This window comes from Methyloceanibacter sp. (assembly GCF_051306395.1).
In the GTDB taxonomy this organism is placed as follows: Bacteria; Pseudomonadota; Alphaproteobacteria; order Rhizobiales; family Methyloligellaceae; genus Methyloceanibacter.
Window position 1 is genome coordinate 1 of the sequence record NZ_JBPPND010000248.1, and the last position, 7,350, is coordinate 7,350.

10 protein-coding genes are annotated in these 7,350 nt (G+C 63.7%); 4 read left to right on the plus strand and 6 right to left on the minus strand.

What is annotated here, in order from left to right; translation table 11 throughout:
• Together ACSLE4_RS13060 and ACSLE4_RS13065 are read left to right on the plus strand one after the other, a co-directional pair.
• On the plus strand, positions 1 to 236 hold a 236-nt coding region (locus ACSLE4_RS13060), incomplete at its 5' end, for a hypothetical protein (protein WP_435904873.1).
• 124 nt (positions 237 to 360) lie between these two features.
• Positions 361 to 1,752 carry a hypothetical protein gene (locus tag ACSLE4_RS13065; RefSeq protein ID WP_435904874.1) on the plus strand — a complete coding sequence of 464 codons (1,392 nt, stop codon included), beginning with the start codon at positions 361 to 363 and terminating at the stop codon, positions 1,750 to 1,752.
• 2 nt (positions 1,753 to 1,754) lie between these two features.
• Here ACSLE4_RS13065 and ACSLE4_RS13070 read toward each other — a convergent pair whose 3' ends face one another.
• Complete coding sequence (locus ACSLE4_RS13070) at positions 1,755 to 3,026, minus strand: cytochrome P450 family protein (RefSeq protein ID WP_435904875.1); 1,272 nt, start codon at positions 3,024 to 3,026, stop codon at positions 1,755 to 1,757.
• 120 nt (positions 3,027 to 3,146) lie between these two features.
• Positions 3,147 to 3,410 (minus strand): DUF6582 domain-containing protein, encoded by a 264-nt coding sequence (locus ACSLE4_RS13075; protein ID WP_435904876.1) that lies wholly within the window; start codon positions 3,408 to 3,410, stop codon positions 3,147 to 3,149.
• Between the two features lie 217 nt (positions 3,411 to 3,627).
• Between ACSLE4_RS13075 and ACSLE4_RS13080 the strand changes: the two genes are divergently transcribed.
• Positions 3,628 to 4,098 (plus strand): DUF6790 family protein, encoded by a 471-nt coding sequence (locus ACSLE4_RS13080; RefSeq protein WP_435904877.1) that lies wholly within the window; start codon positions 3,628 to 3,630, stop codon positions 4,096 to 4,098.
• On the opposite strand, the gene ACSLE4_RS13085 is transcribed toward ACSLE4_RS13080, so the two are convergent.
• Together ACSLE4_RS13085 and ACSLE4_RS13090 are read right to left on the minus strand one after the other, a co-directional pair.
• A complete protein-coding gene (locus tag ACSLE4_RS13085; protein ID WP_435904878.1) occupies positions 4,070 to 4,414 on the minus strand; it encodes a cupin domain-containing protein in 345 nt (114 codons plus the stop codon). The two genes, ACSLE4_RS13080 and ACSLE4_RS13085, sit on opposite strands and share 29 nt — an antisense overlap.
• A gap of 28 nt (positions 4,415 to 4,442) precedes the next feature.
• Positions 4,443 to 4,883: a nuclear transport factor 2 family protein gene (locus ACSLE4_RS13090; protein WP_435904879.1), complete on the minus strand. Its 441-nt coding sequence runs from the start codon at positions 4,881 to 4,883 to the stop codon at positions 4,443 to 4,445.
• Between the two features lie 84 nt (positions 4,884 to 4,967).
• On the opposite strand from ACSLE4_RS13090, the gene ACSLE4_RS13095 reads away from it, so the two are divergent.
• The gene (locus ACSLE4_RS13095) at positions 4,968 to 5,588 is read left to right on the plus strand and encodes a cysteine hydrolase family protein (protein WP_435904880.1); all 621 of its coding nucleotides are present in this window, start codon (positions 4,968 to 4,970) and stop codon (positions 5,586 to 5,588) included.
• A 6-nt stretch (positions 5,589 to 5,594) separates the two neighbouring features.
• Here the strand turns inward: ACSLE4_RS13095 and ACSLE4_RS13100 are convergent, their stop codons facing one another.
• Together ACSLE4_RS13100 and ACSLE4_RS13105 are read right to left on the minus strand one after the other, a co-directional pair.
• Complete coding sequence (locus ACSLE4_RS13100; protein WP_435904881.1) at positions 5,595 to 6,149, minus strand: hypothetical protein; 555 nt, start codon at positions 6,147 to 6,149, stop codon at positions 5,595 to 5,597.
• Positions 6,150 to 6,246: 97 nt separating this feature from the next.
• The coding region (locus ACSLE4_RS13105; RefSeq protein ID WP_435904882.1) for a glutamine synthetase at positions 6,247 to 7,350 on the minus strand (1,104 nt) is incomplete at its 5' end.

Here is a 7,350-nt window from a genome sequence, read left to right on the forward strand (position 1 = left end):
TGACGGCAACCGCATCTCTCCCGGATGTGGACTACCTGATGATGCTCGATAAGATTTTCCTGCTCGCCTATCCGTTCATCATCATCGCGCTCGCCCGCGTGGTCGCCACGTCGTGGCGCGGGGCCGATGCGGACTCCGAAGCCGAGATCAAGCAGGCCGACCGGCGTTGGGCCGCAGGCGTGCTCGCACTCTATTTGGTGGCGAACATCGCGGTGGTGTGGACCACGCTCGCTTGAGCGTGGGGATAGCTCCATTGCCACCACGCCGCCGCTCTCCTAAGCTGGCCTTCCACCCAGACGGAGGTTCGGCATCGGCCAACTCGTCGTCATTTCCCCGTACATCAAGAGTGAGAAGACGCCAATGCCGAGAACCTTCTTCCTCGCAGCCGCGCTGCTCACCGTCGCCTTGACCTGTCAGGCCAAACCCGCTGCGGCCCAAGAAGGCGACATGCAGTGGCAGTTCTACGAGAGCAACGACCCCGACAACAAAGGCGCGATGACGGCGCGTCTCGTCTATGGCGTGCCGGAGACCGACAATGTCCAGGTGATGGGCGTATGCGATGCACGCCCCAGCACGGGCGCTCAATTTGCCAACCTCACCTTCGGCGCCGATATCGGCGGTCTTGCCAATGGCGCGGATGCGGCCTTGCGCTTCTCGGGCGGCGGTTTCGAGCAGACGCTTGAGGGCCATATCGATCGCGCCGAGGGCGAAGGCTTGAGCGGCGTCAATCTCGACATCAAGAACGACGATCAGCTCTGGGCCGCGTTCGCCGAGAAGGAGACGCTCGACTATTCGGTGCCCGGCTATCGTGCCGCCACGCTCAATCTCGCGGAGGGCCGCGACAACCTCAAGAAATTCATGGAGGCCTGCCGCACATACGAGCAAGCGGTGCTCGGCGACGGCGCGAGCGCAGAGGCCGAGGTTGCGGAGGCGAGCGCAAGCCCCGAGAAAGACGCCTTTGACAGCGCCAAGGAGCTCGGCACGGCCGCGGGCTTCGAGGCGTTTCTGGCGAACTATCCCAGCGGCTTCTATGCCGATCTCGCCCGCGCCTATATCGAAAAGCTCAAGAAGGCCGAGACACCGCCCGCACCGGCCCCACAGACCCCTCCACCGTCCGCACCGGCCCCGCAGCCGGTCGCCGCGCCCAGTCCGGGCTCCGATCCTTCGTGCAAAGACCTGTTCAGCGTGAAGTCCCAAGGCAGCGACGCGCCGGCCAAGATCACCTTCGTCAACAAGTCCGGCATGTACCGCAGCATTCTGTGGCTCGACTTCAGCGGCCAGCCAAAGGACTACGCGGGCCTCAACAGCGGCGAGGAAGTGACCCTCGACACGTTCTTGACGCATCCCTGGATGATTGCCGACGGGCCCGGCGATTGCATCGAGATCGTCATGCCGCATGCAGGCACGCGCGTCGTAACGCTGAAAGCCCCCGATGGCTCGGTGAAGGCCGCGGCACCACCGCCGCCTCCGCCGCCCGCCAAGAAGGCGTCTCCGCCGCCGGCGTCGAAGAAGGCCGCAGCACCAAAATGCCGTTCACGTTCGGTTCTGATCGACGGCAAGTGCATCCTGAAGCGCAACGCCGCGAGCTATTGCGGCCCCGGCTATCGGCTCCAAGGCAACAAATGCGTGCAGGGCTACGTGAAGCCGAAGCCTCAGCTACGACTGCCCACCTGGCAGCTTGAAGCGATCAGGAAAGGCTGCAAACCCGGCCTGGGCTGGAACGCACAGGAAGGCTGTCACGAGAACGACTGAGGTTACGCGGCCTTCCGGACGCGCTCCGCGTTCAGCCGCACCGGCAGCGCGGTGACGCCGCGCAACCCGAAGCGCTTGATCCATTGAATATCGTCCGGCGCCGCCAGCGCTAGATCGGGATAGCGCGCGTAGAGACGCGCGAGCGCCGCTTGGACCTCCACGCGGGCAAGCTGCATGCCCAGACAAAAGTGAATGCCCGAGCTGAACACGAGATGCGGGTTCGGAAGACGGTCGAGCTTGAGTCGGTCGGGCTCGTCGAATGCGGCCGGATCGTAATTCGCGCCGGCGAGCTGCCCCATGACAATGTCGCCGCGCCTTAGAGCCTGCCCGAAAAACTCGCAGTCCCGCGAGGCATAGCGGGGCTTCGTGCTTTGGACCGGCGTGTTGTAGCGCGCCAGCTCTTCGACCGCGCGCTCCATGCGGGCGTCCGGATCGGCGAAAAGATAAGCCTTCTGTGCCGGGTTCTGCTCAAGCGCGATGATGCTGTCGCTGATGAGATGCGTGGTGGTTTCGAAGCCGGCAAAGAGCAGCAAGAAGACCATGGAGATCAGCTCGTCCTCGCTGAGCTTGTCCCCGTCCTCTTCGGCGCGCACCAGCTCGCTGATTACGCCCTCGCGCGGATGCCTCCGGCATTCCTCGATCTGCCCGCGCACATAGTCGATCACGCCCCGCATCGACAAAAAGGCGCGGAAGATACCGAAGCTGCTCCGCATCGAGGTCGCGGCGTTGGCCCAGCCCGAGAAGGCCTCCCGATTGTCATCCGGCAGACCGAGCAGCGCGCAGATCACCTCGAGCGGTAGGCGGCGTGAGAAGTCGGTCGCCAGGTCCACCTCCTCGCGCCCCTTGAAGCCGTCGAGAAGTTTGTCCGCCATGCCCTCGATCTCGCCGCGCATATCCCGCACCCGGCGGCGCTGAAACGCTTGGTCGACGAGCTTCCGCAGTCGCCGGTGGTCCGGCTCGTCCTTGAGCAGCATGTTGTTGGTAATGAGCTTCAGCGAGGACGGCATCCACCATGCCATGCCGGCCACGCCAGTCTTGCCGGCATGGCGCGCCTCCTGCACGAACAAGGCACTGTCCTTGACCATCGCCGACGTGGCTTCGTGGGTCGTGGTGATCCAGACCTTGCCGACGAGCGGAAGTTTCACGGGAATGACCGGCCCAGCCTCCCGCAAGCTTGCGAAAAATGCGAAGGGGTCGGCCTTGCTCGCTGTGCCATCGAAGTCGAAACGCAGCGGCGCGCGCAAGGAATAGGGGTCTCTGTGACCGTGAATCATCGGACAAGCTTGCCCCCTTGACGAAAGCTTTGCCAGAAAAAGCGGTCATCGTCGTGACGCCGATGCGGCCCCGGAACAGAACGCCAGGGCCGCCTCAAGCGTCGACAGTTCGCGGGGCGCTCAGCGGCCGAGCTCGCGCCAGCTGTTCTCGCGCACGTCCACCCCGTAATACGCGGCCGCCTTCTTGATGTTGGCGAAGGCCAGATCGCGGTCGGCGTCGGATACGCCTTCCACTTGGTCGAACCGCGCGAGCGCGTTGCGCACATGCGACGCGTCGGTCAGCGGTTCCTTGCGCTGCTCGGGAAAGGCAAACACGCTCTCCGGCAGCTCCGCGCGATTGTGAATCTTGACGTGCTCGGTATCCGGCATCCAAGTCGTCTGCATCGTCTCAGTCTCCTCGTGAATGGGCGTGGCAACAGGACGAACGGACACTTGGCGCGAAAGGTTTCGCCCCGATTAGCCGAAAGGCTGCGAGCTTCGCGCGGTTTTTCGAAAACTTTGAGCGGTCCCAGGCGCCCGCTGTGCCAGGAGGCGTCTCCCTTGCCTTCAATGCACACATCCGCGATCATTCGCCATGCGATTCTAAGCGCTGGAGGGCCCAATGCAGAATCTCATCTCCGCCTTCCCCGCCCTCTGTTATGCCGCTGCGCTCGTCCTTGGATTTCTTGACGTCGATCAGCCCTTCGGCAGTTCTGAGCTGTCGCCGCTGCTTCAATGGATGCTCTCCCTTGGGCTTGGCGTGATGAGCCTTTGGTCGGCATTCTCGCACGCGGTCTTCAGCAAGCGCGTTGCTGAATCCATCGGCTGGGCGCCGAGCCCGTTTCAGAAGGAGATCGCCGGCGCCAATCTCGGCATAGGCCTTGGCGCCGTGGCCGCCTCGGTCCTCGGGCCGGAAGCGGCCTGGGCGATGACCTTCATGGCGGCGGGCTTCCTGTGGAGCGCGGCGGCCGTACACGCCACAGACATGGTGCGGCGGAAGAACTTCGCCATCAACAATGCGGGCCCCATCTTCTGGTGGGACATCCTCACCCCGCTGACATTGTTCATTCTGCTTCTGCTTCGCGGCGGCTGAGCGCACCCTCGTGGTGGATCGCCAGCCAGACGGCCGGCGGCGCAGTTTGTGTCCAGGTCACGCGATGGCGGCAATGCGCCGGGAGCAAGACCCAGTCGCCGGCTTCAAGCGCGCGGTCCTCGTCCTCGCCCTCGATCCGCAAGCGCGCGGCGCCGGACACGAGAACCACGAACTCGTCCCAAGCTAGGTCGTACCAATCGTCCTCCGGAGTCGCCTGACCTGTCGAGACGATGCGCTCCAGGCGCAGGCCCCGCCCCTCCATCAAGATCTCGACCAGCTCTTCGGCCTGCGGCTCTTCGGGCAGGGCGTCTCGCAAGCTCCCCGACTTTACCGGGCCGTCCGATCTAAGGCGCAAGGCGCGTGACCTGATAGAACCGCTCCAGCCACTTGCCGTCCTGCCTGAGCAGGATCGCGGTGATGAAGACCTTGTAGGAGAACGGCTCACCCTTGAACGTTCCGTCAACCTTCGCGATCACGGTCCGCATGGCCGCATCGGAGCCGAGCAGGACCACTTTGGGCTCGCTTAAGTCGGTTTGTTCGTATTTCAGATCAGGCAATGAGGCGAGAGCCTCGTCGACCGATTTGGGCGCGCCATAATAAGGCGTCACCGATACATGGTCGGACGTCATCAAAGCCTTGACTGCCTTGGCGTCCTGCGCCTCGAAAGCCTCGTCCAGTTCCGCCACCACATTGTCGACGGCCTCGAGCGTGGCGACATCGTCTTGCGTGCAAGACGCGAGCGCGACAAAGATCAGTGCGGAGAGGGCTGCCAGAAGCTTCGACATGTTAGTCTCCATTCGCCGTTGACGGTTTGCTGCTGGTTGCATTTCACTCTGTCCCCCGCGATAGCACAACAACCCACCGATGCCATGACAGCACCTAAAGCAAGCCCCCGCGATCGTCCCATCACCAGGGGAACCGCAGCCCTACTCGTCATCGACGTGCAGAACGGAACCTGCGGACCCAAGGAAGCGAACATACGGCCCGAGTTCTACAAGGCCACGGCGCTACGCGTGATCCCGAACATCGCCGCGCTCATCGAGGCCTTCCGCGGGGCGCGGCTCGAAGTGATCTATACGGTGATCGAGAACTTGACCGCGGACGGTCGCGACCGCAGCCTCGACTACAAGCTTTCCAATATGGGCTTCGCCAAAGGGTCTCACGAGGCGCAAGTGGTCCCGGAACTCGCGCCGGTCCCCGGCGAGATCGTCCTCCCCAAGACCTCCTCGTCGGTATTCAACTCTACCAATCTCGACTACCTCTTGCGCAATATCGGCATCGAGGACGTGTTCGTGACGGGCTATCTCACCGATCAATGCATCGACCATGCGGTGAAGGACGGCGCCGATCGTGGCTACTACATGACCTGCGTGCACGATGCTTGCGCGGCGGAAACCGAAGCGCGCCACGCGGCCGCCCTCGAGTGTTTCAAGGGCTATTGCCGGATGCTACCCACCGAGGACGTTCTCGACCTCGTTCCGGTGCGCTGAGCTCCGCTATTTCGGCGCGTTCAAGACCTTGATGTCGTACGGCTTGAGCTCACTGGTGGTCTTGAGGAAATCCGTAAGCTGATTCGCGCCCTTCACCGTCGCCGACGACCACAGATCCGTGGTGCAGGTCGAGTCGGTATAGGTGTCGGTCACCACCAGGTATGGCCCCTCGTTCTTGGTCACCGTGCAAGCGCAAGACGCCTTGGTCGGGTCGTCCTTATCGACGACGCACGGCTTGTCGAGACACCAGGCCCAGGGCCGATCGTTGTCGCAGGCCGCATAACTCTTGATAGGGTAGTACCGCGAGCTGATCTCGGTGCCCTTGTCGGTCTTGGCCTCTCCCGTGCAGGGCTTCTCACCCGCGGAATAGCCGGTCTTCACGTCGCAAGCGCAGGACACCGTATCCGTGCTGCCGTCGGCCGGCTCGCACTTGGCCGTCGTGCACAGCGCATAGGTGCTTTCGCAGACGACGAAGCTGCTCTTCGACTCGTCGTCGCTACACCCCGCAAGCGTCAGAGCGCCAAGCGATAGAAACGAGACTGCAAGGATCGTCTTCCACATGAGTCCGGTACCTCCCGCGCTGAGCTTAGCAAGCGCATGCATAGCCGAGGGACCCTATAGGCTACACCGTTAGCGAGCGGTTATCACCCGCTTCGTCTCAATAGACTTCGGCATAGCGCGCGCAGAGGTCCGCTGGAGACAGATCGGCGACATTGGCCACTTCGGACCGCTTGTGGCGCATATAGGCCTCGAAGAACACGGGCCCGAACCAGCTCTTGAGCGTGTCGCTCGCCTCCATGACGTCCAGAGCCTCGCCCAGTGAATGGGGAAGGTTCGCGGCTGTGTCGGGCAGTGAAAGCTCACGTGCGATGCCGTCGGCGCCGGCGAAGATCAGCGAACCGAGCGCCATGTAAGGGCTTGCCGCCGCATCGCACACGCGGAACTCCAGATTGAACTGAGCGGCTCTCTCTTTCTCGTCGTGCACGGCGAAGGCCGGACATATGCGCAACGCCGCGCCGCGATCCTGAGCCTGGAGGTCGGCAACGGTCGGCGCCCAGCGGTTCGGTGTCAGCCGCAAGTAAGAGACCGGAGACGGCGCGGTGATCGCACAAAGCGCCGGCAGGTGGTGCAGCACCCCGGCGGCGAAATGCGTTGCCGCGGCGCTCAGGCCGAACGGCCCGTCGGTTGCGTAGGTCACCGGCGCGCCCGACGCATCGTGCAGGCTGAAATGGATATGCACCCCGTTGCCCGCACCGTCGGCCACGGGCATGGGCGAGAAGATGGCGCGGTTTTCGAGCCGGAAGGCGACGGCGCGCGCCATCTCCCGGGCGATCACGGCTTGGTCGGCGGCGACAAGTGCCGTCTCGGGCGCCACCGTCATCTCGTATTGACGGGGGCCGTATTCGGCGAGGAAGGAGTCCGGCTTGGCGCTCGCGGCGCGGATCGCGGCCATCAGCATCTCGCCGAACACGCCTTGACGCCGGAACGCGCTCAGGCTGTAAGCGTGGCCTGGCAGATCCTCGACGCCGGTATAGATAAACTCCTGCTCGAGAGCCGCGATCAGATGGAGACCGCTTACGGCCTCGAGCGCGGCAACGGCGCGGCGCAAGAACGCACGGACGCAGCACTCCCACGGGCTGCCGTCGGTGTTGCGGACATCGCCGAGGAAGAAATGCTCGGAGGCGGAGCCGTCGCGAAAATCCACATGCACTTCGGCGGAAGGATCGGGCACGATCATCAAATCCCCGCCGGTACCGAACGG

Excerpts from the sequence above, each read along its gene's own strand:
- ACSLE4_RS13075 (WP_435904876.1), bottom strand. The coding sequence starts at position 3,410 with ATGCAGACGACTTGGATGCCGGATACCGAGCACGTCAAGATTCACAAT.
- ACSLE4_RS13080 (WP_435904877.1), top strand. The coding sequence starts at position 3,628 with ATGCAGAATCTCATCTCCGCCTTCCCCGCCCTCTGTTATGCCGCTGCG.
- ACSLE4_RS13070 (WP_435904875.1), bottom strand. The coding sequence starts at position 3,026 with ATGATTCACGGTCACAGAGACCCCTATTCCTTGCGCGCGCCGCTGCGT.
- ACSLE4_RS13095 (WP_435904880.1), top strand. The coding sequence starts at position 4,968 with ATGACAGCACCTAAAGCAAGCCCCCGCGATCGTCCCATCACCAGGGGA.
- ACSLE4_RS13100 (WP_435904881.1), bottom strand. The coding sequence starts at position 6,149 with ATGTGGAAGACGATCCTTGCAGTCTCGTTTCTATCGCTTGGCGCTCTG.
- ACSLE4_RS13065 (WP_435904874.1), top strand. The coding sequence starts at position 361 with ATGCCGAGAACCTTCTTCCTCGCAGCCGCGCTGCTCACCGTCGCCTTG.
- ACSLE4_RS13090 (WP_435904879.1), bottom strand. The coding sequence starts at position 4,883 with ATGTCGAAGCTTCTGGCAGCCCTCTCCGCACTGATCTTTGTCGCGCTC.